This window comes from Rhizobium sp. BR 362 (assembly GCF_036528765.1).
In the GTDB taxonomy this organism is placed as follows: Bacteria; Pseudomonadota; Alphaproteobacteria; order Rhizobiales; family Rhizobiaceae; genus Rhizobium.
On the sequence record NZ_JARWGH010000007.1, the window covers coordinates 120,665 to 143,888 of the forward strand.

Consider the following 23,224-nt stretch of genomic DNA (forward strand, 5'->3'; position numbering starts at 1 on the left):
GCCCATTTTGTGCGATATATGAACAAAAGTCAAATAACGCACAAAATATTTGACGTCGGTCATCGGGAGGGGCTTACTAACGTCCACATCACATGAATATTTCGGGAGGCCCCATGGCAAAGATCGTATCGCTTTCGGAAGCGGTGGCGGAAAATGTCCGAGATGGCGATACCGTCGCCATGGAGGGATTTACCCATCTGATCCCCTATGCCGCCGGGCACGAGGTTATCCGTCAGGGAAAAAGGGATCTCTATCTGATCCGCATGACGCCGGACATTCTCTATGACCAACTGATCGGCGTCGGTGCCGCTCGCGGCATGAAATTCTCCTGGGGCGGCAATCCCGGCGTCGGCTCGCTGCATCGCTTCCGCGACGCCGTCGAAAACCAATGGCCCCGCCCGCTGGAGATCGAGGAACATTCGCATGCGGCCATGGCAAACGCCTATGAGGCGGGTGCGGCGAACCTGCCTTTCGCTATGCTGCGCGGCTATATCGGCGCCGACCTGCCGAAGGTCAACCCGAACATCAAGAGCGTGACTTGCCCCTTCACCGGCGAGGTGCTCGCCGCCGTTCCCGCGATCCGGCCGGATGTCACCATCATCCACGCGCTGCGCGCCGACCGGAAGGGCAATGTTTTGCTCGAAGGTATTGTCGGCGTCCAGAAGGAGGCCGTGCTTGCCGCCAAGCGCTCCATCATTACCGTCGAGGAGATCGTCGAAGAACTGAACCCGCCATCGCCGAATTCCGTCGTGCTGCCGACCTGGGCGGTAACCTCGGTTGCGCTCGTGCCGGGTGGCGCCTTCCCCTCCTATGCGCAGGGTTATTACGCCCGCTCGAACACCTTCTACATCGCCTGGGATGAAATTGCGCGAAATCGCGACAGCTTCCAGGCCTGGATCAAGGAGAATGTCATGCAGGCTCGGCCGGAAGACTTCGCCAAATATGCAAAAAAGAATGCGGCGTGAGGAGGCGCACATGACGGATTTCACCCCCACGGAAATGATGACCATCGCCGCTGCCCGCGCCCTCGCCAATGACGACGTTTGTTTCGTTGGCATTGGCGCGCCATCGGCTGCCTGCAACGTCGCGCGGCTGACGCATGCGCCCGACATTACGCTCATCTACGAAAGCGGTACCGTCGGCACCAAGCCGGACGTGCTGCCGCTGTCGATCGGCGACGGCGAACTCTGCGATACCGCGCTCTTCACCGTCTCGGTGCCGGAGATGTTTCGTTATTGGCTGCAGGGCGGCCGCATCACGACGGGTTTTCTCGGCGGTGCCCAGATCGACCGGTTCGCCAATCTGAACACCACCGTCGTGGGCCCCTACGATCACCCGAAGGTTCGCCTGCCGGGCGGCGGCGGCGCGCCGGAAATCGCCAGCAATTGCGGTCAGATCTTCATCACCATGGCGCTTTCCAAACGTGGTTTCGTCGAAAAGCTGCCCTTCATCACCTCGATGGGCCATGGCGAAGGCGGCAACCATCGCGAACGGCTTGGCATGAAGACGAAAGGCCCGACTCGGGTTATCACCGATCTCTGCATTCTCGAGCCTGATCCTGTCACCAAGGAATTGACTGTCGTGTCGATCCACAAAGGTGTAACCCGCGATCAGATATCGGAGAATTGCGGCTGGGTGCTCAGCTTTGCCGGCGACGTCATTGAGACACCCGCACCCACCGAAACCGAACTCTCCGTCCTGCGCGACATTAATGCACGCACCAAGAAAGCACATGAGGCAGCCTGATGACCGAAGCCTTTGTCTGTGACTATATCCGCACGCCGATAGGCCGTTTCGGCGGTTCGCTTTCCTCTGTCCGCGCCGATGACCTCGGCGCCGTGCCACTGAAGGCATTGATCGCGCGCAATGGTTCGGTCGATTGGGAAGCTGTCGACGACGTGATCTATGGCTGCGCCAACCAGGCAGGCGAGGATAATAGAAATGTCGCCCGCATGGTGGCGTTGCTCGCCGGCTTGCCGGTTTCCGTTTCGGGCACGACGATCAATCGCCTGTGCGGCTCCGGCATGGACGCTGTCATCACCTCCGCCCGTGCCATTCGCGCCGGCGAGGCTGAGCTGATGATCGCCGGCGGCGTCGAGAGCATGTCGCGCGCGCCCTTCGTCATTCCGAAGGCCGATGGCGCCTTTTCCCGCAATGCCGAAATCTACGACACCACTATCGGCTGGCGCTTCATCAATCTTGTGATGAAAAAGCAATACGGCGTTGATTCCATGCCGGAAACTGGCGAAAACGTCGCCGAAGACTACAAGGTCAGCCGCGAAGACCAGGACGCCTTCGCGGTCCGCTCGCAGGCCAAGGCTGCGGCCGCGCAGGAAAACGGCCGTCTCGCCAAGGAAATCACGGCTGTCACCATTCCTCAGCGCAAGGGTGATGCCATTGTCGTCGACAAGGACGAGCACCCGCGCGCAACGACGATGGAAGCGCTGGCAAGGCTCGGCACGCCCTTCAAGAAGGAAGGCGGGACCGTGACGGCCGGCAATGCCTCCGGCGTCAACGACGGCGCCGCGGCGCTGATCATCGCTTCGGAGGCGGCGGCGAAGAAATACGGTCTGACGCCGATCGCCCGCATCCTCGGCGGAGCCGCCGCTGGCGTACCGCCGCGCATCATGGGCATTGGCCCGGTCCCGGCCTCCCGCAAGCTAATGGCCCGCCTCGGCCTGGAGCAAGAGCAGTTCGATGTTATCGAGCTCAACGAAGCCTTCGCCTCGCAGGGCCTTGCCGTGCTGCGCGAACTCGGCATTGCCGACGATGACGCTCGCGTCAATCGCAATGGCGGTGCCATCTCGCTCGGCCATCCGCTCGGCATGTCCGGCGCTCGCATCACCGGCACCGCAGCGCTGGAATTGAAGGAGAGCGGAGGACGCTACTCACTCTCGACCATGTGCATCGGTGTCGGCCAGGGGATCGCGATCGCGCTCGAGCGCGTCTGACGGCATCACAGGAATTTGACGGCGGGCGGCGGGGAGTTTCTCCTGTCGCCCATTTTTGTTTGTACCGAATGCATTGCCTGATCGCTGTCGCGACTGATATTACCAATGCTCAATTGCCTTTATATCCCTTAGGTTTTTGACATTCTGGAGGAGTCGTCATGGCTGAACTCGCGCAACTACTCGCTTCCATCCGCATTCCCGATCTCGCCGGCAAGCGAGTGCTGATAACCGGTGCATCGACAGGCATAGGTGCGGCTCTTGCCAGAGCTTTTGCTCAACAGGGGATGAAGGTCGGCATCCATTTCAACGCCAGCCGTGAGCCCGCCGAGAAGCTGGCGGCGGAGATTACTGCCGGCGGCGGTCATGTGCAACTGGTCCAGGGTGATGTTTCGGAGGATGGCGAGACCGAGCGCGTCGTCAATGAAACGGCGGAAGCGTTTGGCGGCCTCGATGGCCTGGTGAACAATGCCGGCGGCATGCTTGGCCGCCTGCCGACTTCGGCGATGACCGACGAACATTATGAGCGCGTGATGAATCTTAATGCTCGCTCGGTCCTCGCGGCCACGCGCGCGGCGCATCCCTATCTCAAGAAGCAGGGCGGCTTCATCATCAACACCACCTCGATTGCGGCCCGCAACGGCGGCGGCAACGGCGCGATCCTCTATGCGGCATCCAAGGGCTTCGTTTCCACGATCACCCATGGCCATGCCAAGGAATTCGTCGCCGACAAGATCCGTGTCAATGCGGTGGCGCCGGGCGTCATCGCCACGCCTTTCCATGAGCGCTATACCAATGACGAGCAGATGGAGCTGCAGCGCAAGACCATCCCGATGGGCTTTGTCGGCACCTCGGAAGATTGCGTCGGCGCCTATCTCTTCCTCGCTTCGCCGACCCTTTCCGGCTACATCACCGGGCAGATCATCGAGGTCAATGGCGGCCAGCTCATGCCCTAACACAAGGCTGGTAATCGACTTTTTGCGCCGGGCAATGGTAACCTTTGCCCGGCGCAGTCGTTTTAGAACGATATGAACATCTATGATGGAGCGTACGCGGCATGGCAAAGACGCCCACTCAGGAGCTTAAGACCTCCGTGCAATTGACGCATCCTGACCGGATCTATTGGCCGGATGACGGCATCAGCAAACAGGATCTCGTCGACTACTATGCGCTTGCCTGGCAGCGTATGGCGCCTTTCGTGGTGGATCGGCCGTTGGCATTGCTGCGTTGTCCGGATGGCATAGAAGGTCCGCGTTTCTTCCAGAAGCATACTTGGAAAGGCATCAATCCGCATATTGACGAGATCGTCGACCCGGAAGAGGAGGGTGGGGAAAAATTACTGCGAATCAAGGATTTCGATGGGCTTGTTGCACTGGTCCAATCCGCCTCGCTTGAAATCCATCCCTGGGGTACGACGACGGGCCATTGGGAAAAGCCGGATATGATCATCATGGATCTCGATCCCGGCGAGGATGTTACCTGGAAAGCGGTGATTGCCGCGGCGAAGGAGATAAAGGAGCGCTTCCAGGCTTTGGGCCTTGCCTCCTTCGTCAAGACCTCCGGCGGCAAGGGATTGCATGTCGTCGCGCCCTTGAAGCCGAAGGCGACATGGCCGGATGTCAAAGCAGCGGCAGAGGCGATTGCGGACGGCATGAGCGCCGACACTCCTGAAAAATATCTCTCGGTGGCCGCAAAGGCGAAACGGGCCGGTCATATCTTCATCGACTATCTGCGCAACGGCCGCGGCAACACTGCCGTAGCACCCTATTCGACGCGTGCAAGGCCGGGAGCGGCAGTGTCGATGCCGCTAGCATGGGACGAATTGACGGATCGCACTGGCCCATCTTCATTCACGGTAAAGAATGCGGCCTCGCGCCTCGGCGAACGCTCCGCCGATCCCTGGGCTGAATTCTTCCGGGCCGCTAAACCGCTGAAAAGCTAGCCCTGCGCGACGAATGGCACCAGCGCCGGCGTTTTGATTTTATAGTCGGCATAGGCCCGGCCGAATGTCTCGCTCATCCAGCGCTCTTCGATGTTAACCCGGCGCAGAACCGCGTACAGCATGAACGCGATCGCCAGCATCGCACCAATATAGCCGCGGGCGAGTGCCGAGCCGATGATGGCAAGCAGCAGGCCGGAATAGATCGGATGGCGGACGATCGCATAAGGGCCGGTGCGGATCAGCGCATGATCTTCCTTGACGGTGATCACGCCGCTCCAATTGCGGCCGAGGTGATAGCGGGCCCAGACGGCAAAGGCGAGGCCGATGACGGTCAGAACCGCGCCGATGCCGTAATAGAACAGGTTTTGCGGGACGAGCCGGAGCGACAGGAGACCGAGCCGGGATGGCGGCGCCGCCAGCAAAAACGCGCCGATCCAGATAGGTGCCGTGTTCGACAGCCGCGACAACGGATCCTCGCTCCGCGTGGTCTTCTTGACGCGGAACGACGCGATGAACCAAATCAGTGCCCAGATGCTCCAGCAGACCGGCAGGAACAGGGGCAGCAATGTTACTTTGCTCATGCCGCATTCTTATCCAATTCGGGATAGTGCCGGAAGATACCATCTTCATTGAAGGGAATGCGGCGCTCGGACTTGAGATAGCGGGCGATGTTCGGCCGTTTCGCGACAGCATCATGAAGGGCCGCCAGATGCGGATATTGGGTGGGCACATGCGCGGTTGCCCGGGGGAAGGCGTAACGAAGGCCCTCGAACACCTGGAATAAGGACAGATCGACATAGGTCAGCCGATCGCCGAATATATGGGTTGGTCCTTTTGGATTCTGCCGAAGAACGCGCTCGAAATAACCGAGGAATTTCGGCATGCGGTTATCGATGAACTCGGCGGCGCGGGCCTTGGCCTCCTCCTTCTGCTCCTCGTAATATTTCGAAGTGGCGATGGGGTGGTGCGTATCGTGCACTTCCGCAACAAGATCGGTAATCGTGAGCTGCAGAGCGTTCACGACATGGCGCAGTCCCTGATCTTCCGGCGTAAGGCCTAGTTTCGGCCCGAGATACATAAGGATGTTGGCGACATGGGAGATGGTGAGATCGCCGTCTTTCAGGAAAGGCGGCGCCAGCGGGATATGCGCCTCCGACTTGCTCTTCATCACCGCCATCATCGCGTAAATGCCTTGGCCTTGGCTCGCCGGGCCGCGGCTGACGTCGATATAGTCGGCGCCGGCTTCTTCGAGCGCCAGACGCACGAACTCGCCACGGCCCTGTATGCCGTCCCAGTAATAAAGCTCATAGGGCATTCAAAAATCCTTCCATCCCGTAGCAGGCCTATTCCGGTTCGCGGCCAAAATCCTTGCGCAGCTCATCCTTTGCGGCTTCGAGAGTCTTTTTCTGCCGCTTGCTGAGATGGCTGCCGGCGCGATTGATGTAGAAATTTAGCATCGACATCGCGGAACGGAAGGGGCTGGACTTGCGGCGATCGCTTGTCTCAGCGGAATGTTTAAGAGAGTCGGCAATGGCCTTCGGATTGCGTGATTTGAAGATGCCGCCTTTCAAATCCAAGGCATCGCTGTTCTCGGTCACCTCACGTGACCATTTCTTCTTTTGGGACCGGGCCATAGCGGGGCTCCTTTCCTCAAAGTACGTCAGTGATGAGCGCGGTGCTCATTGCGCTTGCGGGTGGCGGCGGCCTTCTTAGCCGATGCCGAACGTTCGCTTGCGGAGCGGCTCGCGGATGCCTTGCCGCCCATGCGTCCGCCCTTTTTGGAGGATTCATGGCTTTCGGCGTGACCTCGGCCGGAGCCGGATTTCTTACCGCCGCCACTTTCCTTGTTGACGGTCGCCCAGGCGCGACGTTCGGCTTCTTCATCGGAAACGCCACGGCTTTCGTAGCTTTCCTCGATATGTTCAGCCTTGCGCTTCTGCTTGTCTGTATATGCGGATTTGTCTCCTCGCGGCATGGTCTTTCTCCTTGTTGTCCATGAGAAAACCAACCCAACGCCGCGGAAAAAGTTCCGATTTCAGCGGAATGCGCGATCAGTTCGAAACATCGGGGAGCGGTGGCGCCGTCGCGTTGTGCGAATCCTCAGCCGATGCTGGGAACACGATGCCGACGGAGCGGTCGATGATGAAGATCAGCGCCAGTGCCGCAAGGAGATAAAGGGCGGCGAGAACGAGGAGCGATACCATGAGATTACATCGCTGTAATCATGATGCAGCCGCCTGCCCAGGCGACAGGCAGAACAAAGACTTCGGCGCATTTCATGTCGTCATAGTACATGGCGAGGCTCCCTGCTCACGAAGTACCATGAATATGTGACATCTATTCCCGCGACACGCGTAGTTGACCGAAATTGTTGGAAATTTTAGCAACATGACGCAATAAGACAGCGGCCCGGCTCTAAGCCGGGCCAATCATGTCGTCGACTGTACCAACAACCGCGAAGTTTGCGTCAGATCTTCGCGTCGGAGCTCTTTTTCGACGCCCGTTTCGCCGCAGCCTTTGTGGACGCCTCGGTCACGGCGGCAGCCATGACGGCGGGTGCCGCCTTACCCTTTATCTTGGGTTTTGCGTCCGTCTTGGGTTTGGCCTCGACTTTCTCCTTCTTGCCCGCCTTTTTCTCAAGCGCGATGCGCTCGCTGCTCGCCTGTTCCCAATGAGCCGTATCACGGCCGGAAGGATAGCCTTCTTCCTCCCATATGGCGTAGGCGCGCTTTTTGATCCATTCGTCCCGGGATTCCAACATTGCTGTTCTCCGTTTGCATCATTGAACATGGTTGATGAAAATGCCCGTCTTGAAATGCGGGCTTTCATGCTTTCCCGAGCAGGCTCTGAGGGGCCATGGAGAAGCTTCTCCCTGTCCCGACACTCAGGCTGCGGCTGGTGCTTCGCACGAAAAACTTGGTGTATCGTGATGGACGACAGCGAAGCGACCGAACCGTCAATATGGCGACAGCGCGACCGTCATTCAATTTAAAAACATCTAATACACAACCTTTTCATGGAGCCGCCGTCGAGGGGCTAGGAATGGCGTCTGCGATCGATTGCAGCTTTCGCGGGCAAAGTTATACTCGCGCGCATGTTCGACCTGGTGATTGCCCATTGGGGCCAAATTCTCGCTATCCTGTCCATTGCTTTGGGCACGGTAGCCGCCATTCATGCGGCGATGACGAAGGAGGAGGTTCGCGCAGCGATCGGCTGGGTCGGCGTCATCATCCTGTCGCCCATCGTGGGGGCGCTGCTTTATGCGGTGGCCGGCATCAACCGCATCCGGCGGGCATCGCTGAGCTCGCAACGCAATGTCCTGTTCCAGAAAGATGCCTCGGGCGTGCTCGCCAGCTTCGACGCCCAGGGTGATGTCGTGCGCAGGATCTTTGGCGAGCGCTTCGGATCCATGAAGACGCTTGGTGACCGTGTGGCACGCTATCCAATGAGCACTGGCAACACCATCGAGATGCTGGAGAGCGGCGATGTCGCCTATGCTGCGATGAAAGCCGCCATTGACGGCGCCGAACGCAGCATCCTGCTGGAGACCTATATTTTCGACCGCGACCCGATCGGTCTGCGCATCGCCGATTCGCTGATCGAGGCCGTCAAACGCGACATCAGCGTGCGCGTGCTGATCGATGCCGTCGGCGCCCGCTATTCGGTGCCAAGCATCATGGGTTATCTGAGGGAAGGCGGCGTGCAGGTAGACGTCTTCAACGGCAACGTGATTATCGGGCTCAGGCTGCCCTATGCCAATCTGCGCACTCACCGCAAGATCCTTGCCATCGATGGCCGTATCGCCTTTACCGGTGGCATGAATATCCGTCAGGGTTTCACTCGGGAGTTTGCCAGCGACCGTTGCGCGCGCGACACGCATTTCTGCATCACCGGTCCCGCTGTCGCCGATCTCTTCAACACCGCCGCGGCGGATTGGCGTTTTGCCACCGGCGAAGCGCTGAGCGGCGATCACTGGCGGATTGCGACGCCGGCGAACGAACCCGGCGCGCCGGTCTTCATGCGGGTGATCGCCTCCGGCCCCGACCGCAGCGTCGAAACGAACCACAAGATGCTGATCGGCGCGTTCTCGGTCGCCCGCACCTCCATCCGCATCATGTCACCCTATTTCCTGCCGGATCGCGAGTTGATTAGCGCGCTGGTGACAGCGGCGAGACGCGGCGTCGAAGTGGATGTCATCGTGCCCGCCGCCAACAATCTTGTGCTTGTCGATCGTGCGATGACCGCACAGTTCGATCAGATGCTGAAGGATTATTGCCGTATCTGGCGCGCGGACGGGCCCTTCAACCATTCGAAACTGCTGACGATCGACGGCACCTGGGCCTATGTCGGCTCTTCCAATCTGGATCCGCGCTCTCTGCGGCTGAATTTCGAAGTCGATCTGGAAGTATTGGATCGCGGCTTTGCGGGCGCGCTCGACACGCGTATCGGGGCGATCCTCGAAACGGCCATCCCCGTCGAGCTCGGCAAGCTCCGTGCTCGCCCCTTCGTCGTCCGCCTGATAGAAAAGATCCTGTGGCTCGGTTCGCCCTATCTCTGAACAAAATGGCGTTGTTTGTCTTTCTAAGGACAAGCCTTTTCACATGACAAGGCCGGCTATCACTCCCTATACTCCCGACAATGCAGCTCGGCACGCTTTGGCAACGGAAATGGTCAACGGACAGATGCGGAAAAAAAACGAAAGTCTCCGTGCAAGCATTTTCGAAACCTTGAAGAATAGAAAGAAGTTGCGAACGGCGCATGCCGGCGAGCGAACACGTCCGGAAGGTACGTTGATCGCCTCCTACAATGTTCATAAATGCGTTGGTGCCGACCGTCGCTTCGATCCGGAGCGGATCAGCCGGGTCATCCATGAAATCGATGCCGACGTCATCGGCCTGCAGGAGGCCGATACGCGGTTCGGCGAACGCACCGGTCTGCTCGACCTGCGGCGGCTCGAACGGGAGACGGGGCTTATTCCCGTGCCCGTGGCGGGTACGACCAAGGCGCATGGCTGGCATGGCAATGTCGTTCTGTTCAAGCAGGGAACGGTGCGCGATGTGCACCAGATCCGCCTGCCGGGGCTCGAGCCCCGCGGCGCGCTGCTCGCCGAAATCGAACTGGCTCGCGGCGGAGCGCTCAGGATCATCGCCGCCCATCTCGGGCTGCTGCATAGCTCGCGTGCCCAGCAAGCACGCTTGATCGTCGACCTGATGAGCATGGAGAACGACACGCCGACCATCCTTCTCGGTGATCTCAATGAATGGCGGCTCGGCGACCGCTCGTCGCTGAACACCTTTCAGGCCGCCTTCGGCCCGCTGCCGCCGGCTGTGCCGAGCTTTCCCTCCACCCTGCCGCTGCTGGCGCTGGACCGCATCATGGCCAATCGCCGCGGGCTCATCTCGACGGTGGAGGTTCATGACTCGCCTCTGGCGCGCGTCGCCTCGGATCACCTGCCGATCAAGGCAGCCATCAATCTGAAAACATTGAGGGCCGAAAACGAGGCGCGCGCCGAATCCGCTTGAATGGGAAATGGCGCGTAGGTCAAACCGCTCGGGTGCCGCTTCGATCAATCATCTCGGTGGGGTTGCGCAAATGCGTTGCACGCTCTGCACTTCCGCTTCATGATGGCCTCGATTTCAGATCGGACAATGCGGATTGTTGATGCATATCTTTCTCGTTCGGCATGGCGAATCCCTTGGTAACATCAGCGAGCAGGCTTACCGGCAGTTCGGTGATCACAATGTTCCGTTGACGCAGTGGGGTTATCGGCAGGTGCTGGAAGCCAGCCGCGTGATCGCATCCCATTTTAAAGGCCGATCAAGCGCTGAATTGCCGAAACTGAGTATCTGGTACTCGCCTTACCTGCGGACGCGACAGAGCAAAGACGCCTTGCTCGAAGTATTGCCAGGCGAGTTGATCGCCGACGTTCGGGAGGATTACCTCCTGCGAGAACAGGATTTTGGCCTCTTCACCGAAATTTACGACCGCGCCGAACAGAAGCGGAAGTTTCCTGAGGAGTTCGAGAAGTGGGCCAGGCTGCGCAACAATAATGGGAAATTCTACGCGAGGCCGCCCGACGGTGAGAGCAGGGCGGATGTGGCACAGCGCGTTCGTCTGTTCCTCCAGACCGTCATGCACGAGGCCAAGCATGGCAAAAATAATGTGGTTGTCGTTGCCCACGGCGTCACCAACCGGGCGTTCGAAATGAATTTTCTGCACCATTCCGTCGATTGGTTCGAGCGCTCCGACAATCCGGGAAATGCGGATGTCACATTGATCGAGGGCAATGCCGCGGAAGGGTATACGTCAACCCTAATCCACAAGGCAGTCGACCGCGCAAAGGGGCAGGAAGGTGAGTTGCGGGACGCCTATGGTTCGGAGCTGGCGGTCAGTGCCAAAACTGGATAAAGGCATTCTGCTACCGCGCATCCAGCTCGGAGGCCGATTCAGCCGAATATGGCTCAAAATAACCGATTTAGGAGCTTCAGCCTCCGACGGCTGAAGCTCCTGCCGAATTGATCCGCTCAATCTTTCAGCCGGTATTGCTCCAATGCGTCGCGGTTGATCTCGATGCCGAGGCCCGGACCGTCGGGAATGGCGACAACGCCGTTCACATGGTCCAGCGGTTTTGTCAAAACGGCCTGGCGGAACGGATTGTGGGTGCGGTCGAATTCGAGGATCGGCGGCCGACCATTGCGGCGCGGCGGGTCCGGGGGCAGGGCGGCAATGAATTGCAGACCGGCAGCGATGGCAACGCCCGTTCCCCAGACATGCGGGACGAGCCGAACGCCGTTGATGGCAGCCATATCGGCGATCCTGCGCATTTCGCTGAAGCCGCCGGTGCCGCAAATATCGGGCTGGACGATATCGACGGCACGGGTTTCCAGCGGCTCGCGCATGCCGAAGCGGCCGTGCCAGGTTTCTCCGCCGGCAACGGGGATCGGCTGGCCGGCCCGCACGGCGCGATAGGCGCTGAGCTGCTCCGGAATGACTGGCTCCTCGAACCAATCGACACCGTATTTGGAAACGGCATTGCCGATCGCGCAGGCTTCCAGCGCATCATAGCCGTGATTGGCATCGATCATCAGCCGGGTATTCGGACCGATCGCTTCGCGTACGGCGCGGATGACGGCGATATCTTCTTCGACATCGAAGCCGATCTTGATCTTCACCGCGTGAAACCCTTGGGCGACATAGGCGGCGGTTTCAGCGGCTATATCGGAAACGGGATCGACGCCGTCCTTGCGGAAGGACCCGGTGGCGTAGGCTTTCACATCCTCGCGGAAGCGGCCGCCAAGCAGGCGCGACACCGAGGTGCCGTGATGCTTGCCCTTGATATCCCAGAGCGCGATGTCGATACCGCTGAGCGCCGTCACCGTCAGGCCGCGCTGGCCCTGATCGCGCAGGAGATTGTAGAGTTCGAGCCAGATCACTTCCGTGTCGCGGGGATCGCGGCCGAGAAGGCGAGGGGTGTAGGCTTTTACGACGGCGGCGTTGGGGCCGGCCGGCCCGAGGCACTCGCCCCAGCCGACGGTGCCGTCATCACAGACGATTTCGACAAGGCAATGCTGACGGCGGTCGAAGCGCATGGAGGCGCTTTCGAAGGCGTGAGCGAGCTTATGGTCGAGCAGATGGGTGTGGACAGCAGAGATTTTCATGGGCGGTACGGCCTGATCAGATCATCGAGCATGGCGACTTCCTCTTCGGTCAGATCGGTCAGCGGCGGGCGGACCGAACCGGTGTCGAAACCGAGCAACCGGACGCCGGCCTTGATGGCCGACACTGCATAACCCTTCTGGCGGTTGCGGATGTTCATGAAGGGATAGAAGAAATCGACCAGCAGCTTGTTGGTCGTCGCAGTATCGCCGGCGCGCAGGGCCTTGTAGAAATTCTGCGCCAGAGCCGGCACGAAATTGAAAACGGCCGAGGAATAGGTCGTGACACCCGCCCCGAGATAGGCGTCGGCGAAAAGCTCGGCCGTCGGCATGCCGCCGAGATAAGTCAGCCGCTCGCCGATCGTCGCGGTGATCTTGCGGACCACGCCGATATCGCCGGAGCCATCCTTGAAACCGACGAGGTTCGGACAGGCATCGCAGAGCCGAGCAAGCGTTTCGGCCGTCAGGATGGAATTGTCGCGGTTATAGACCATGACGCCGATCGAAACGGCATCGCAGACCGCCTTGATATGCTGGAACATGCCGTCCTGCGGCGCGTCGATGAGGTAATGCGGCAGAAGCAGGATGCCGTCGGCACCAGCTTTTTCCGCCGACTGGGCGATCTGAACGGCGATGCGCGTGCCATAACCGCAACCCGCGACAATCGGCGTATCGCCCGCGGCCGCCTTTGCGGCGCTGACGATCGCCGGAATTTCATCCGGTGCCAGTGAGAAGAATTCGCCGGTACCGCCAGCGGCGAAAAGCACGCTTGCCTTGAAGCCGGAAAGCCAGCCGACGTGATCGCTATAGGCGGCTTGATTGAAACTGCCGTCGTTGCCGAACGGCGTCACGGGAAAAGACAAGAGCCCGGCGCCAAGCGCGGTCTTGAGAGCTAACGGGTCCATGGACACGACGATTCTCCAAAATACCAAACGAGTTGATGGAAAACATAGAGGACATATGACAACAGTCAATCTGTTATCATATATCTACATTCAAGAGCCTCTTCGGATCAGGCTGCGATATCGCTGCTGACTGCCCTTCAGATGCAGTCGCATCGCCTCGCGTGCGCCGTGTTCATCGCGATCCGATATGGCTTCCGCGATGCGCCGGTGTTCTGCTTGGATTCCTGCCAGATAGTCGGCGGACGCAATCTCGTCCGCTTGGTCCTGCAGGAACGAGCGGGGAATTGCCCTCTTGCCGGTCAGTTCCAGAAACTCGCGAAAACGCGGATTGTTGGTGGCGTCGGCGATCGCGAGATGAAACTCGAAATCCGCCTCCGACGTCGCCGAGCCTCGCTCCATGGCGCGATCGATATCCTCAAAACGTTCGATGATCGCCTCGTCCTGTGCGGGGGAACGGCGAGCGGCAGCAAGGCCAGCCGCTTCGGTTTCCACCGCGGCGCGCAATTCCAGCATTTCGATAATGGAGGAGATCCGACCCGTATCGGTCTCGAGAAAACCTGTAATCGGAAGTGGCCTTGCGTGGTGGACGAACACGCCGACACCGTGACGCACCTCGACGAGCCCGTCAGCGCGCATCGAGGCGATCGCCTCGCGGATAACGGTGCGGCTGACCTTATACCGGTCCGTGAGGCCGCTTTCGCTCGGCAATTTTTCACCGGGCTTCAAGATTCCGCCAAGGATCTCCTGGCGTAGTTGCTGACCGACGATATCGACGAGATTGCGCCGGCCCGCCGGCCGTTCGTTACGCTCCCTTGCCCTGATCGCTCCATTCCGCGGCATTCAAATATCCTCAAATTTCTCGTATGGAGATTACAGATATATGATGACGAACGAAAGCCCATATTATAAGTTCCGCGTCGATGATACCGATATGGAGAGAACCATGCTGAAAACTCTGTTGATGACCGGTGCTGCCGGGGGCGTCGGCCAAGCGCTGAGGCCACTTCTTTCGCAGATCGCCGAGACTATCGTGCTCTCGGATATTGCGCCGATGGACCCGATGGACGATCTGCGTCCGAACGAGCGCTTCGTGGCCTGCGATCTCGCCGACCGCGGCGGCGTCCAGGCTCTGGTTAAAGGTGTCGACGGTATTATCCATCTTGGCGGCATTTCCCTGGAAAAGTCCTTTGACTTGATCCTGCAGGGCAACATCGTCGGCCTCTACAATCTTTATGAAGCCGCCCGCGCCGCCGGCAAGCCGCGCATTATCTTTGCAAGCTCCAATCATACGATCGGCTACTATCGGCGCGACGAGCGTATCGACAATACCGTGCCGACCCGTCCGGATTCGCTCTACGGCGTGTCGAAGGTCTACGGCGAAGCCTTGGCAAGCCTCTATTTCGATAAGTTCGGGCAGGAGACATTGTCCGTGCGTATCGGCTCCTGCTTCCCGGAGCCTCGCAATCCGCGCATGCTGGCAACATGGCTCAGCGCGCGCGATCTGATGACGCTCTGTGGCCGCGCCTTCGAGACTCCTCGGCTCGGACACACGATCGTCTACGGCGCCTCTGATAACGACGAACAATGGTGGGACAACCGGAACGCTGCCTTCCTCGGCTGGAAACCGCAGGACAGTTCCTCGCCCTGGCGTGCCGAAGTTCTGGCGAACGCGTCGCCGGAAGACCCGAGTGATCCGGCCGTCATCTATCAGGGCGGCGGCTTTGCCGCAGCCGGCCATCCGGAGGACTAAGGACTGAGGAGGTCAGCAATGGCTGGAACGGCGATCCGCTTGCAAAGCCTCAATCGCCGTTTCGAAACAATCTCCAGCGAGTCGGTCTGAAAGCGATGCGGTTGCGGTCGAGCGCACCGGCTTTGTCTGGCGGCAGCTCGATTTCGATAGGCTCGTGATGGGCGCCGATATTCATTTCCAGATGACGAGTGCCGGCAACGCGGCGGCTGGATGTCAGCAGCCCGGCGATGCAGCCACCGTCGCCGTCACGGAGCTCGATATCGTGCGGGCGAAAATGGAGATAGGCTTCGCCGTCAGGCTTGTGTGATGTGCTGAGCCCAAGGGGACGGTCATCGAACCAGATTTCGCCGTTAGAAATGCGCACCTTCACGCGGTTGGACTGGCCGATGAAGCCATAGACGAAGGGCGAGTTCGGCGTGTCGTAGATCTCATCCGGCGTCCCGACCTGTTCGATTGCACCCTTGTTGAGCACGACGACACGATCAGCCAGTTCCAGCGCCTCTTCCTGATCGTGGGTGACGAAAACAGTGGTGTGGCCGGTCCGATCATGGATCTCGCGCAGCCACTTGCGCAAGTCTTTACGGACCTGTGCATCGAGCGCGCCGAAGGGCTCATCCAAGAGCAGCACATTCGGCTCCACCGCCATGGCCCGCGCGAGCGCCACGCGCTGACGCTGGCCGCCGGACAATTGCGCCGGATACCGCTTTTCGAGGCCGCTAAGCTGCACCAATTCAAGCAGTTCGAGCGCGCGGCGATGGATTTCGGCGCGGGGAGGACGGCGCGAAGCCGCTCTTACCTTCAGGCCGAAGGCGATATTGTCCAACACGGTCATATGGCGGAACAGCGCATAGTGCTGAAACACGAAGCCAATATTGCGCTGCTGTACCGTCTTCTTCGATGCATCTTCATCACCGAAGAAAATCCGGCCATCGGTCGGCGACTCCAATCCGGCGATCAAACGCAATAGCGTCGTCTTGCCCGAGCCGGAAGGGCCGAGCAGCGCGATAAGTTCACTGGAGCGAATGTCCAGAGAAACATTATGCAGCGCGGGAAAACGACCGAATTCCTTGCGCAGATTTTGAACGCGAACTTCCATTTACAATTCCTTCAGTGACGCCGGCTGGCTGCGATTTCTTCGCTGTAGCGCATTTCCAGCAGCGTCTTCAGTGCAAGTGTTACGAGGGCAAGCAAAGCTAGAAGCGTGGCAACCGCAAAAGCGCCCGAGAAATTATATTCATTATAGAGAATTTCGACCTGCAACGGCATGGTGTTGGTTTCGCCGCGAATATGGCCGGAGACCACGGACACGGCGCCGAACTCGCCCATGGCGCGCGCATTGCAAAGGAGAACGCCGTAAAGCAGGCCCCATTTGATGTTCGGCAAGGTTACGTGCCAGAAGGTCTGCCAGCCATTGGCGCCGAGCGACAATGCCGCTTCTTCATCCGCATTTCCCTGTTCCTGCATCAGCGGGATCAATTCGCGGGCAACGAAGGGGAAGGTGACGAACATCGTCGCCAACACAAGGCCTGGAACCGCGAACAGGATCTGAATCCCGTGGTTTTGCAGCCAAGGGCCGAGCGCGCTGTTCGAACTGAACAGCAGCACGAAGACCAGGCCCGAAATGACCGGCGATACGGAGAATGGCAAATCGATCAGCGTCGTCAGGAACGCCTTGCCCTTGAACTCGAATTTGGCGAGCGCCCAGGCGGCCGCCACGCCACAGACGAGGTTCAGTGGCACGCTGATGCCGGCGACGATCAGCGTCAGTCGGATAGCCGCGAAGGTCTCCTCGTCCACCAATGCGCTGAAGAACTCTTCAACACCCTTGCGAAATGCTTCGACGAAGACGGCGGCAAGCGGCATCAGCACCATCAATGCCAGGAAGGCGAGCGAGATGGCGACAAAAATCAATCGCGCAAACCTGCTCTCGGTGATCACGGAATGAACCGTGTCGGAGGCGGAAACGGCATCATGTGCCATAGCCGTATCTCCTTCTGCTCCAGGATTGAATGAGGTTGATGACCAGCAACATGACGAAAGAGATGATCAGCATCATGGTCGCGATCGCCGTCGCCGCAGCGTAGTTGTATTCCTCAAGTCGGATCACGATGAGCAACGGCGCGATTTCGGAGACATAGGGCTTGTTGCCCGCGATGAAGATCACCGAACCGTATTCGCCGGCCGCGCGCGCGAAAGCGAGAGCAAAACCGGTCAAGGCCGCCGGCGCCAGGCCGGGCAACAAGACGCGGGTGATCGTCTGGAAACGATTTGCGCCAAGCGTCGCCGCAGCTTCTTCCACCTCACGGTCGATCTCTTCCATCACCGGCTGCGCCGTACGCACGACGAAAGGCAGACCGACGAAGATCAGCGCAATGATGATGCCTGCGGGCGTGAAAGCGACCTTGATGCCAAGCGGCGTCAGGAGCTGTCCGATCCAGCCGTTCGGCGCATAGAGCGTGGTAAGCGCGATGCCGGCGACCGCCGTCGGCAAGGCGAAAGGCAGGTCGACCATGGCATCGATGATGCGCTTGCCCGGAAAACGGTAGCGCACCAGGACCCAGGCGAGGATCAGGCCGAACACCGCATTGACGATGGCGGCGATGAATGCGCCGCCAAAGCTCATGCGGAGGGCGTAAAGCGTGCGGATGTCGAGCGCGATGGCCCAAAACTTGGACCAGCCAAGCGAGCTGGTCTTCCACAACAGGCCCGAGAGCGGAATGAGAACGATTAGGATGAGCCAAGTTAAGGTGACGCCGAGTGCCAATCCGAAGCCCGGAATGACACTCGGCTGCCGAAACCGCCATCGTTTGCGGGTTACTACATGCATTCAGAATTACTGTCCCGGCTTGTACATCTGATCGAAGATCCCACCATCATCGAAGAATTTCGGCTGAGCTTGGGACCATCCGCCGAAATCGTCAATCGTTGCGAGCTTCAAACTCGGAAAGCGGGCAATATCTTTGGGGTCTGCCGCTTCCGGCTTGATCGGCCGGTAATAGTGCTTGGCGGCGATCTTCTGACCCTCGTCCGAATAAAGGTAGTTCAGATAGGCTTCGGCAATCTTGCGGGTGCCCTTGGTATCGACATTGCCATCGACGAGCGCCACGGGGGGATCGGCGCGGATCGAGACAGTGGGCGTGACGATCTCGAATTTATCGGGGCCGAGCTCCTCCAGCGATAGATAAGCCTCGTTTTCCCAGGCAAGCAGCACGTCGCCGAGACCGCGCTGAACAAACGTTGTCGTTGCGCCGCGAGCACCCGTATCGAGCACCGGCACGTGCTTCAGCAATTGCGTGACATATTCCTGCGCCTTGGCATCATCGCCGCCGTTCGCCTGCTTGGCCCAGGACCAGGCTGCCAGGATGTTCCAGCGAGCGCCGCCCGAGGTCTTAGGATTCGGCGTGACCACCTGGACATCGTTCTTGATCAGGTCCGACCAGTCCTTGATGCCTTTCGGATTGCCTTTGCGCACCAGGAAGACAATCGTCGAAGTATAGGGAACGCTGTTGTTCGGAAATTTGGTCTTCCAGTCGGCGGGAATCTTCTTCGTCGCCTTGGCAATGGCGTCGATATCGCCTTCCAGTGCCAGCGTCACAACATCAGCGCCGAGGCCGTCGATGACCGAACGTGCCTGGGCGCCGGAGCCGCCATGCGATGTCTTGATATTGATGCTTTCGCCCGTATCCTTCTTCCACTTCGCTGCAAAGGCTGCATTGAAATCCTTATATAATTCGCGCGTCGGATCGTAGGAAACGTTGAGAAGCGTGGTTTCAGCAGCCCATGTCGGCGCTGCCGCTGTGAGCGAAAAACTGCCGATGAGAACTGCGGCGGCGAGAAGTCGCGAAAGCTTTATCGTCTGCATGGTGCCCTCCTTCGTTGTTCTTAAACTCTATCAACTTGGTCGTATAAAGTAACGAAGATTGTTCCCGCTCGGCTCGATTACCTAGAACGACATCCTATAGAATCTCCAAAAGTGAAATCGCATTCTCGTCATTTGGTCGCGGCTCACTAGCTGCACATCAGCAAAGAGAGTCGGACATGAAAACGGAATAGAGTTCGTCTGCACTTTTTGCCTGGCGCATGGCGGTCAACACGCCCTCGGTTCTGAGCCGCCTGGCAATGGCTGCAAGCACGTTCAGATATTCGCTGCGACCATTTTCCGCGAAGAGGAGGACGAAGGCAAGGTCCGTCGGCACGTCATCGATCGCCTCGAAATCGACGGGATGGCCGAAGCGGACCATCACCCCGTGCGGTCTGGTCATTCCCACGATTGCCGCATGCGGAATGGCGATGCCGTTGCCTATGCCGGTCGTTCCAAGCCTTTCCCGCGCCTCGAGCGCCCGCAGAACCGAGCCCTCATCAAGACCGAGGCAAAGAGCCGCTTTCGAAGACAATATCTGCAGGGCTCGCCACTTTGTCGGCGCGGTGAGGCCGACGAAGACGTGCTCGGGCAGGATGATGGGAGAAAGGTCCATGGTCACTCTCACGGTCTGAAATCGATGATTTTGGCATGGCTTCGCATCACCTGGCCTCTTAACAAGGCCGGCGATTGCGCAAACCATGGCTCACGGCTTCATTCCGGCTCCCGCAGGCGATAGCCAACGCCGGTCTCCGTGGTGATGTATTGCGGCTGGTCCGGAATCTGCTCGACCTTCTGCCGGAGCTGGCGGACATAGACGCGCAGATACTGCACATCCGCCGCCGGACCCCAGACCTGTTTCAACAGGAACTGATGCGTCAGCACCTTGCCGGCATGCTGTGCCAGCACCCGCAGAATGTCGTATTCCTTCGGCGACAGTTTCACGACCTTGCCGTCGACCTTGACGATACGCTTGACGAGATCGATCGACAGGCCGCCGGTCTGGAAGATTGCTTTTTCGCCCTGCTGCTGCAGGCGGTGGCGAAGCGCGACGCGGATGCGTGCCCCGAGTTCGTTGATGCCGAAAGGCTTGGTAACATAGTCGTCGGCGCCGGTTTCCAGCGCCTTGACAATGCCGGCTTCGTCGGTGCGGCTCGAGAGAATGACGACCGGCACTTGCAACCCGTCCTCGCGCCACTCCTGCAGCAGGTCATGCCCCGGCTTGTCGGGCAGGCCAAGATCGAGCACGATCAGATCGGGCTGATCTTCCTGTACGGAAAGCCGCGCCGCCGCTGCGTTCTGGGCTTCGTTGACGGCATAGCCTTGGGCGCTCAGGCCGACACGCAACAACTTGCGGATCGGTGGCTCGTCATCGACAACGAGTATCTTGACGGCGGTCGTGTTCATTTCAGTTCATCCAGCTTGGGAACATCCGTTGGTTTTGGCAGGCGAATGGTGAAGACCGCGCCTTGGCGATCCGTCCGGTTGCCTGCCGTGATCGTACCGCCCATGGCCTCTATGAAACCGCGGCAGATGGAAAGACCGAGGCCGGTACCGGCCCGCACCTGATCGCCCTTGCGCACCCGGTAGAAGATATCGAAGACGCGTTCGAGATCGGCAGGCGGAATGCCCGGACCTTCGTCCATGACGCGGAAAATGATGTTGTCGACATCGGCCCAGGCTTCCAGACGGATGGCGGACTCTTCGGGCGCATATTTGGCGGCATTATCGAGCAGATTGAACAACACCTGCTCGAACAGAACGGGGTCCACCCGCACCATCGGCAGATCGGCTGGGATCTGCACGTCGACGCGGTGGTGGGCAAGGATCTTCGCCCCGCGCCGGAGCGCGCTGCCGGCAATATCGCCGGCATAATGCAGAGCGAAATTCGGCTCCATCGCGCCGGATTCGATTTTGGTCATGTCGAGCAGATTGGCGATGAAGCGGTTCAGCCGCTCGGATTCATCGACCACGGTCGACAGAAGATCCACGCGGTCCTCATGCGGCAGAGATTCCAGATAGTCGCGTAGAGTGCCAGCCGCTCCGAGGATCGCGGCAAGCGGCGTCTTCAGATCGTGCGAAATCGAGGTCAGCAAGGCAGAGCGCAGCCGGTCGGCCTCGACCGCCAGTTTGGCACGGTCGACATCGGCGACCAGTTGCACGCGTTCGATGGCGAGCGCTGCCTGGTCGGCGAGCGCGTCAAGAAGGCGCTGCTGTTCCGGCGTCAATAGTGGACCGTCGCGGCGGTCGCTGTCGAGGCCGATGACGCCAACGGCCGTACGGCCGGTGCGCAGCGGCACATAAAGTCGTTTGGCACCCGGCAGCGTATCGGCGCCGCGGCCGGCGGCGTGATTGTGTTCCCAGGCCCAGCGCGCAGCGGCGATATCGGCATCGTCGAGCGTATCGTCCGGCGGGTAGCCGGCCTTCACGGCAATCGTACCATCCTCCGGCAGCAGCAGCACCACGCGCACCTTCAGCATCGAGGCGAGCTGGAAAGCCGTCGCCCAGAGCACGTCGTCGAGTGTGCCGGTGCCGGCAAGCTTCTTCGAGAAAAGATATAAATCCTCGGTCGTTCGTGCCCGCTGGCGTGCGGCGGCCGCCTGCCGTTGCACGGTTGCGGTCAGATTGCTGGCGACGATGGCGACGCCCAGGAAGAAAAAGAAAGCGAGCACGCTTTCCGGATCGCTGATTGTCAGCGTGTAGCGCGGCGTCAGGAAAAAGAAGTTGAAACAGAGCGCGCCGAGAAGGCAGGAATAAAGCGCCGGTCGCAAGCCTTGCGTGACCGCCGAAGCCAGCACTGCCATCAAGAACACCAGCGCCAGATTGCGAACGTCTAGCACCTGGTCGAGGATGACGCAGAAACCAAGGGCGACGGCGACATAGAGCGTCGCCAGGACATAGCCGCGCAACTGGAACGGGGCAGGCGAGGGCGCCGACCTGACGCCGCGGCTTGCCGCCGAACCTTCCGCGTCGCTACCGGAAATGACATGAACGCTGATGTCGCCGGCCTTGCGGATCAATTCGTAGGAGACCGAACGCTTGGACCAATCCCGCCAGGAGCCGATCTTCGGCGAGCCGATGACGATGTGGGTGACATTGTTGCTGGCCGAATGGCGAAGCAACTCTTCGGCAACTTCGCGGCCGGGAATTGTGATTGCTTCGCCGCCGAGTTGCTCGGCAAGCCGGAGCGTCGCGGCAATGGTGTCCCGCTGCGCTTCCGTCAGACTGATCGACCGGCTGGTCTCGACATAAACGGCAGCCCATGGCGCGCGCAGGCGCGAGGCCATGCGGGCGGCATAACGCACCAGAGAGGTGGAGCGCGGATGATGGTCGATCGAGACGAGCACGCGCTCGCCGGCCGCCCATGGGCCGGGGATCGCATGCGCCTGCATATGGGTCAGAAGCTGGTCGTCGACCCGTTGCGCCGTGCGCCTCAACGCCAGCTCGCGTAGCGCCGTCAGATTGCCGGGGGTAAAATAATTGGTCAGCGCCCGTTCGGCCGTTTTCGGCATGTAGACCTTGCCATCATGCAGGCGCTTGATCAGATCGTCGGGCGTGAGGTCGATGATTTCCACATCGTCGGCCATGTCGATGATCGAGTCCGGCACGGTTTCGCGCACCCGCACGCGAGTGATCTGCGAGACCACGTCGTTCAGACTTTCGACATGCTGGATATTCAACGTCGTATAGACGTCGATGCCGCGATCCAGCAGCTCCTTGACGTCCAGATATCGCTTCGGATGGCGGCTGCCCTGCGCGTTGGTGTGGGCGAGTTCGTCGACGAGCACGAGGCCGGGCCGGCGCTTGAGGATGGCATCAAGGTCCATCTCATCGAGCGGGCGGCCTTTGTAGTCGATATTGACGCGCGGGATGATCTCGAAGCCTTCGAGCAGGGCCTGCGTCTCCAGCCGGCCATGGGTCTCGACCACGCCGACGACGACATCGACGCCGTCGGCAATCTTGGCCTTGCCGGAGATCAGCATTTCATAGGTCTTGCCGACACCGGGCGCAGCGCCGAGAAAGATCTTCAGGCGGCCGCGCGTTTCCTGCCGAGCCTTCTCCAGAAGCGCGTCGGGCGAGGGCCTGCTCAGCGTGTCGCGGCTATCGTCTGGCATTGATTATTGCTCTTTCCTGACGGCTGAGGTTGAGGCGGCCAGCGCCGTCT

General features: G+C 59.9%; 25 protein-coding genes. 9 read left to right on the forward strand and 16 right to left on the reverse strand.

Features of this window, described 5'->3' with window-relative positions; translation table 11 throughout:
• Window positions 1-113: 113 nt before the first annotated feature.
• The 5 genes from QDY28_RS12700 (at window position 114) to ligD (ending at window position 4,890) form a co-directional block, all read left to right on the forward strand.
• A complete protein-coding gene (locus QDY28_RS12700; protein WP_331382041.1) occupies window positions 114-965 on the forward strand; it encodes a CoA transferase subunit A in 852 nt (283 codons plus the stop codon).
• A gap of 10 nt (window positions 966-975) precedes the next feature.
• Window positions 976-1,746, forward strand: coding sequence for a CoA-transferase subunit beta (locus QDY28_RS12705; RefSeq protein ID WP_331382042.1), 771 nt, complete (start codon window positions 976-978; stop codon window positions 1,744-1,746).
• Entirely contained in the window at window positions 1,746-2,951 is a 1,206-nt protein-coding gene (gene pcaF / locus QDY28_RS12710; RefSeq protein ID WP_331382043.1) for a 3-oxoadipyl-CoA thiolase, read from the forward strand. The genes QDY28_RS12705 and pcaF overlap by 1 nt, the downstream gene beginning before the upstream one ends.
• Window positions 2,952-3,109: 158 nt before the next feature.
• Window positions 3,110-3,904, forward strand: coding sequence for an SDR family NAD(P)-dependent oxidoreductase (locus tag QDY28_RS12715; protein ID WP_331382044.1), 795 nt, complete (start codon window positions 3,110-3,112; stop codon window positions 3,902-3,904).
• A gap of 101 nt (window positions 3,905-4,005) precedes the next feature.
• Window positions 4,006-4,890, forward strand: coding sequence for a non-homologous end-joining DNA ligase (gene ligD / locus QDY28_RS12720; RefSeq protein ID WP_331382045.1), 885 nt, complete (start codon window positions 4,006-4,008; stop codon window positions 4,888-4,890).
• Here the strand turns inward: ligD and QDY28_RS12725 are convergent.
• The 6 genes from QDY28_RS12725 to QDY28_RS12750 all read right to left on the reverse strand — a co-directional run bounded on the left by QDY28_RS12725 (window position 4,887) and on the right by QDY28_RS12750 (window position 7,651).
• The gene (locus tag QDY28_RS12725) at window positions 4,887-5,471 is read right to left on the reverse strand and encodes a methyltransferase family protein (protein ID WP_331382046.1); all 585 of its coding nucleotides are present in this window, start codon (window positions 5,469-5,471) and stop codon (window positions 4,887-4,889) included. The genes ligD and QDY28_RS12725 overlap by 4 nt on opposite strands.
• Entirely contained in the window at window positions 5,468-6,205 is a 738-nt protein-coding gene (locus QDY28_RS12730; protein WP_331382047.1) for a glutathione S-transferase, read from the reverse strand. The genes QDY28_RS12725 and QDY28_RS12730 overlap by 4 nt, the downstream gene beginning before the upstream one ends.
• 28 nt (window positions 6,206-6,233) lie before the next feature.
• A complete protein-coding gene (locus QDY28_RS12735; protein WP_331382048.1) occupies window positions 6,234-6,524 on the reverse strand; it encodes a DUF3175 domain-containing protein in 291 nt (96 codons plus the stop codon).
• Between the two features lie 26 nt (window positions 6,525-6,550).
• The gene (locus tag QDY28_RS12740) at window positions 6,551-6,865 is read right to left on the reverse strand and encodes a plasmid stabilization protein (RefSeq protein WP_331382049.1); all 315 of its coding nucleotides are present in this window, start codon (window positions 6,863-6,865) and stop codon (window positions 6,551-6,553) included.
• 76 nt (window positions 6,866-6,941) lie between these two features.
• A complete protein-coding gene (locus QDY28_RS12745; RefSeq protein ID WP_331382050.1) occupies window positions 6,942-7,094 on the reverse strand; it encodes a hypothetical protein in 153 nt (50 codons plus the stop codon).
• Window positions 7,095-7,357: 263 nt separating this feature from the next.
• Entirely contained in the window at window positions 7,358-7,651 is a 294-nt protein-coding gene (locus tag QDY28_RS12750; RefSeq protein ID WP_331382051.1) for a DUF2934 domain-containing protein, read from the reverse strand.
• 333 nt (window positions 7,652-7,984) lie between these two features.
• Here QDY28_RS12750 and QDY28_RS12755 point away from each other — a divergent pair, with 333 nt between their 5' ends.
• The 3 genes from QDY28_RS12755 (at window position 7,985) to QDY28_RS12765 (ending at window position 11,298) form a co-directional block, all read left to right on the forward strand.
• Window positions 7,985-9,448 carry a phospholipase D-like domain-containing protein gene (locus tag QDY28_RS12755; protein ID WP_331382052.1) on the forward strand — a complete coding sequence of 488 codons (1,464 nt, stop codon included), beginning with the start codon at window positions 7,985-7,987 and terminating at the stop codon, window positions 9,446-9,448.
• 124 nt (window positions 9,449-9,572) lie between these two features.
• Window positions 9,573-10,412: an endonuclease/exonuclease/phosphatase family protein gene (locus QDY28_RS12760; RefSeq protein ID WP_331382234.1), complete on the forward strand. Its 840-nt coding sequence runs from the start codon at window positions 9,573-9,575 to the stop codon at window positions 10,410-10,412.
• A gap of 139 nt (window positions 10,413-10,551) precedes the next feature.
• Window positions 10,552-11,298, forward strand: coding sequence for a histidine phosphatase family protein (locus QDY28_RS12765; RefSeq protein WP_331382053.1), 747 nt, complete (start codon window positions 10,552-10,554; stop codon window positions 11,296-11,298).
• 116 nt (window positions 11,299-11,414) lie between these two features.
• Here QDY28_RS12765 and QDY28_RS12770 read toward each other — a convergent pair whose 3' ends face one another.
• The 3 genes from QDY28_RS12770 to QDY28_RS12780 form a co-directional block, all read right to left on the reverse strand.
• Complete coding sequence (locus tag QDY28_RS12770; protein ID WP_331382054.1) at window positions 11,415-12,548, reverse strand: mandelate racemase/muconate lactonizing enzyme family protein; 1,134 nt, start codon at window positions 12,546-12,548, stop codon at window positions 11,415-11,417.
• Complete coding sequence (gene kdgD, locus QDY28_RS12775; RefSeq protein WP_331382235.1) at window positions 12,545-13,450, reverse strand: 5-dehydro-4-deoxyglucarate dehydratase; 906 nt, start codon at window positions 13,448-13,450, stop codon at window positions 12,545-12,547. The genes QDY28_RS12770 and kdgD overlap by 4 nt, the downstream gene beginning before the upstream one ends.
• Before the next feature lie 90 nt (window positions 13,451-13,540).
• Window positions 13,541-14,290 carry a FadR/GntR family transcriptional regulator gene (locus QDY28_RS12780; RefSeq protein WP_331382055.1) on the reverse strand — a complete coding sequence of 250 codons (750 nt, stop codon included), beginning with the start codon at window positions 14,288-14,290 and terminating at the stop codon, window positions 13,541-13,543.
• A 103-nt stretch (window positions 14,291-14,393) separates the two neighbouring features.
• Here QDY28_RS12780 and QDY28_RS12785 point away from each other — a divergent pair, with 103 nt between their 5' ends.
• Window positions 14,394-15,200 carry an NAD-dependent epimerase/dehydratase family protein gene (locus QDY28_RS12785; RefSeq protein WP_331382236.1) on the forward strand — a complete coding sequence of 269 codons (807 nt, stop codon included), beginning with the start codon at window positions 14,394-14,396 and terminating at the stop codon, window positions 15,198-15,200.
• Between the two features lie 49 nt (window positions 15,201-15,249).
• Here the strand turns inward: QDY28_RS12785 and QDY28_RS12790 are convergent, their stop codons facing one another.
• The 7 genes from QDY28_RS12790 to QDY28_RS12820 all read right to left on the reverse strand — a co-directional run bounded on the left by QDY28_RS12790 (window position 15,250) and on the right by QDY28_RS12820 (window position 23,174).
• Window positions 15,250-16,296 (reverse strand): sulfate/molybdate ABC transporter ATP-binding protein, encoded by a 1,047-nt coding sequence (locus QDY28_RS12790; protein ID WP_331382056.1) that lies wholly within the window; start codon window positions 16,294-16,296, stop codon window positions 15,250-15,252.
• Window positions 16,297-16,307: 11 nt separating this feature from the next.
• Window positions 16,308-17,180, reverse strand: a complete 873-nt coding sequence (gene cysW / locus QDY28_RS12795) for a sulfate ABC transporter permease subunit CysW (RefSeq protein WP_331382057.1) — start codon at window positions 17,178-17,180, stop codon at window positions 16,308-16,310.
• Window positions 17,170-18,027: a sulfate ABC transporter permease subunit CysT gene (gene cysT, locus QDY28_RS12800; RefSeq protein ID WP_331382058.1), complete on the reverse strand. Its 858-nt coding sequence runs from the start codon at window positions 18,025-18,027 to the stop codon at window positions 17,170-17,172. The genes cysW and cysT overlap by 11 nt, the downstream gene beginning before the upstream one ends.
• A gap of 6 nt (window positions 18,028-18,033) precedes the next feature.
• Complete coding sequence (locus tag QDY28_RS12805; protein ID WP_331382059.1) at window positions 18,034-19,062, reverse strand: sulfate ABC transporter substrate-binding protein; 1,029 nt, start codon at window positions 19,060-19,062, stop codon at window positions 18,034-18,036.
• Between the two features lie 157 nt (window positions 19,063-19,219).
• On the reverse strand, window positions 19,220-19,675 hold the full coding sequence (locus tag QDY28_RS12810; protein WP_331382060.1) for a PTS sugar transporter subunit IIA: 456 nt from the start codon (window positions 19,673-19,675) through the stop codon (window positions 19,220-19,222).
• Window positions 19,676-19,773: 98 nt separating this feature from the next.
• Window positions 19,774-20,466 (reverse strand): response regulator transcription factor, encoded by a 693-nt coding sequence (locus QDY28_RS12815; protein ID WP_331382061.1) that lies wholly within the window; start codon window positions 20,464-20,466, stop codon window positions 19,774-19,776.
• Window positions 20,463-23,174: a sensor histidine kinase KdpD gene (locus QDY28_RS12820; protein WP_331382062.1), complete on the reverse strand. Its 2,712-nt coding sequence runs from the start codon at window positions 23,172-23,174 to the stop codon at window positions 20,463-20,465. The genes QDY28_RS12815 and QDY28_RS12820 overlap by 4 nt, the downstream gene beginning before the upstream one ends.
• Window positions 23,175-23,224 lie beyond the last annotated feature (50 nt).

Bases quoted from the DNA above. Each gene is read 5' to 3' on its own strand.
- QDY28_RS12700 (WP_331382041.1), top strand. From the start codon at position 114: ATGGCAAAGATCGTATCGCTTTCGGAAGCGGTGGCGGAAAATGTCCGA.
- QDY28_RS12705 (WP_331382042.1), top strand. From the start codon at position 976: ATGACGGATTTCACCCCCACGGAAATGATGACCATCGCCGCTGCCCGC.
- pcaF (WP_331382043.1), top strand. From the start codon at position 1,746: ATGACCGAAGCCTTTGTCTGTGACTATATCCGCACGCCGATAGGCCGT.
- QDY28_RS12715 (WP_331382044.1), top strand. From the start codon at position 3,110: ATGGCTGAACTCGCGCAACTACTCGCTTCCATCCGCATTCCCGATCTC.
- ligD (WP_331382045.1), top strand. From the start codon at position 4,006: ATGGCAAAGACGCCCACTCAGGAGCTTAAGACCTCCGTGCAATTGACG.
- QDY28_RS12725 (WP_331382046.1), bottom strand. From the start codon at position 5,471: ATGAGCAAAGTAACATTGCTGCCCCTGTTCCTGCCGGTCTGCTGGAGC.
- QDY28_RS12730 (WP_331382047.1), bottom strand. From the start codon at position 6,205: ATGCCCTATGAGCTTTATTACTGGGACGGCATACAGGGCCGTGGCGAG.
- QDY28_RS12735 (WP_331382048.1), bottom strand. From the start codon at position 6,524: ATGGCCCGGTCCCAAAAGAAGAAATGGTCACGTGAGGTGACCGAGAAC.
- QDY28_RS12740 (WP_331382049.1), bottom strand. From the start codon at position 6,865: ATGCCGCGAGGAGACAAATCCGCATATACAGACAAGCAGAAGCGCAAG.
- QDY28_RS12745 (WP_331382050.1), bottom strand. From the start codon at position 7,094: ATGGTATCGCTCCTCGTTCTCGCCGCCCTTTATCTCCTTGCGGCACTG.
- QDY28_RS12750 (WP_331382051.1), bottom strand. From the start codon at position 7,651: ATGTTGGAATCCCGGGACGAATGGATCAAAAAGCGCGCCTACGCCATA.
- QDY28_RS12755 (WP_331382052.1), top strand. From the start codon at position 7,985: ATGTTCGACCTGGTGATTGCCCATTGGGGCCAAATTCTCGCTATCCTG.
- QDY28_RS12760 (WP_331382234.1), top strand. From the start codon at position 9,573: ATGCGGAAAAAAAACGAAAGTCTCCGTGCAAGCATTTTCGAAACCTTG.
- QDY28_RS12765 (WP_331382053.1), top strand. From the start codon at position 10,552: ATGCATATCTTTCTCGTTCGGCATGGCGAATCCCTTGGTAACATCAGC.
- QDY28_RS12770 (WP_331382054.1), bottom strand. From the start codon at position 12,548: ATGAAAATCTCTGCTGTCCACACCCATCTGCTCGACCATAAGCTCGCT.
- kdgD (WP_331382235.1), bottom strand. From the start codon at position 13,450: ATGGACCCGTTAGCTCTCAAGACCGCGCTTGGCGCCGGGCTCTTGTCT.
- QDY28_RS12780 (WP_331382055.1), bottom strand. From the start codon at position 14,290: ATGCCGCGGAATGGAGCGATCAGGGCAAGGGAGCGTAACGAACGGCCG.
- QDY28_RS12785 (WP_331382236.1), top strand. From the start codon at position 14,394: ATGCTGAAAACTCTGTTGATGACCGGTGCTGCCGGGGGCGTCGGCCAA.
- QDY28_RS12790 (WP_331382056.1), bottom strand. From the start codon at position 16,296: ATGGAAGTTCGCGTTCAAAATCTGCGCAAGGAATTCGGTCGTTTTCCC.
- cysW (WP_331382057.1), bottom strand. From the start codon at position 17,180: ATGGCACATGATGCCGTTTCCGCCTCCGACACGGTTCATTCCGTGATC.
- cysT (WP_331382058.1), bottom strand. From the start codon at position 18,027: ATGCATGTAGTAACCCGCAAACGATGGCGGTTTCGGCAGCCGAGTGTC.
- QDY28_RS12805 (WP_331382059.1), bottom strand. From the start codon at position 19,062: ATGCAGACGATAAAGCTTTCGCGACTTCTCGCCGCCGCAGTTCTCATC.
- QDY28_RS12810 (WP_331382060.1), bottom strand. From the start codon at position 19,675: ATGGACCTTTCTCCCATCATCCTGCCCGAGCACGTCTTCGTCGGCCTC.
- QDY28_RS12815 (WP_331382061.1), bottom strand. From the start codon at position 20,466: ATGAACACGACCGCCGTCAAGATACTCGTTGTCGATGACGAGCCACCG.
- QDY28_RS12820 (WP_331382062.1), bottom strand. From the start codon at position 23,174: ATGCCAGACGATAGCCGCGACACGCTGAGCAGGCCCTCGCCCGACGCG.